The following is a 1,418-nucleotide window of genomic DNA, read 5'->3' as shown; positions in this document are numbered from 1 at the left end:
CTCGGGGAACACGAGTTCTGCGACGAGCACGATTCGCTCGCGCTCGACGTGCGCAGCGTGCCTGTCAGCACGCGAGATTCGCACCAGATCGCGCAGGTCGTTCCCGCCAGCAGCGCCTCCTCGGCGTGCGCTGCCGCGGCGCCGACGGCCGCACCCGGGTCGCGGCCGCGCGTGCCGCGACCCAGCAGGCCCTCGTAGGCGTCGGAGACGTCCTCGGCCAGCGTCGGGTCGGTGACGTGCAGCAGGGTGATCGCGGCGGACGCGGGCGCCACCTCGGCGGCGGCGTCGACGCACGCCTGCCAGGTGCCCTCGGCCAGCCAGACCACCACGTTCATATCACTGTGGATAGTTTCAGAGCCGCCCATAGCGCCACAACCGCCGCGAGCAGACACGCCGGCACCGAGACGGCGCCCAGGCGCAGGAACACCGAGCTCGCCGGCGGCTCGTCGCGGGCGTGCAGGATCCGGCGCCAGAGCAGCGTGGCCAGCGAGCCGACGTAGGTGAGGTTGGGTCCGACGTTGACGCCGATCAGCGCGGCCAGCACGAGCCCGGGCGTGTGCGCGACCACCGGCACCAGCACCAGCGTGGCGGGCACGTTGTTGACCAGGTTGGCCAGCAGCGCGGCGAGCCCGGCCACGGCGAGCAGGCCGAGCAGGTCGGCGCTGCCTGGAGTCAGGGCCGCGATCAGGTCGTCCAGGCCGTTGCGGCGCAGCGCCAGCACCACCACGCCCAGCCCGAAGACGAAGAAGCAGAACAGCGGGTTCGTGGACAGGGCGATCCCGAGCGCGGTGCGGCGGCGATCGCTAGCGCGTACCACCAGCGGAACGGCGAGCACGACGGCGCCGGCGGCGGCGATCCAGGCCGGCGCCACCCCCATCGGCTCGGCGGCGGCGAAGCCCGCCAGCGTGAGCGCCAGCACGACCAGCGCGAACCGGGGGGCGGGGGAGGGCGCGACGGGGGAAGGCCGGGCCGGCGTCGCCAGGTCGCCGGCGAAGAACCAGCGGAACACCGCGTACTCGACGGCCAGCACCGCGAGCCACGGCAGCGCCATCATGCCGGCGAAGCCGAGGAACGTGAACCCGGTGGCGCCGAAGGCGAGCAGGTTCGTCAGGTTGGCCACGGGCAGCAGCAGCGAGCCCGAGTTGGCGAGATGGGTGCACGCGTAGACCTGCGGCCGGGCTCGCACGCCGGCGGCCGCCGCGGTCGCGAACACGACCGGCGTGAGCAGCACCACGGTCGCGTCCAGGCTGAGCACCGCGGTGACGGCCGCCGCGATGCCGAACACCACGGTGAGCAGTCGCTTCGGGCTGCCCCGGGCGGCCCGGGCGGCGAGCCCGCCCGCGTACCCGAAGACGCCCCACGCGTCGGCCAGGTGGGCGAGGGCCAGGATCGCCGCGAGGAAGCCGACCGTCGGGGCG

General features: G+C 74.4%; 1 protein-coding gene and 1 pseudogene. Both read right to left on the bottom strand.

Annotated features, from left to right (window positions below):
• Window positions 1-335, bottom strand: a pseudogene (locus AB0H87_RS41780) (hypothetical protein); the annotation flags it as partial.
• Window positions 332-1,418, bottom strand: a 1,087-nt coding sequence (locus AB0H87_RS41775; protein ID WP_360159414.1) for an ArsB/NhaD family transporter, incomplete at its 5' end; no start/stop codon positions are given. The gene AB0H87_RS41775 and the pseudogene AB0H87_RS41780, both read right to left, overlap by 4 nt.

The organism is Asanoa sp. NPDC050611 (assembly GCF_040654855.1).
In the GTDB taxonomy this organism is placed as follows: domain Bacteria; phylum Actinomycetota; class Actinomycetes; order Mycobacteriales; family Micromonosporaceae; genus Asanoa.
Note: the sequence above shows the minus strand (reverse complement) of the source record. Positions and strands in the feature narration are given on the sequence as shown.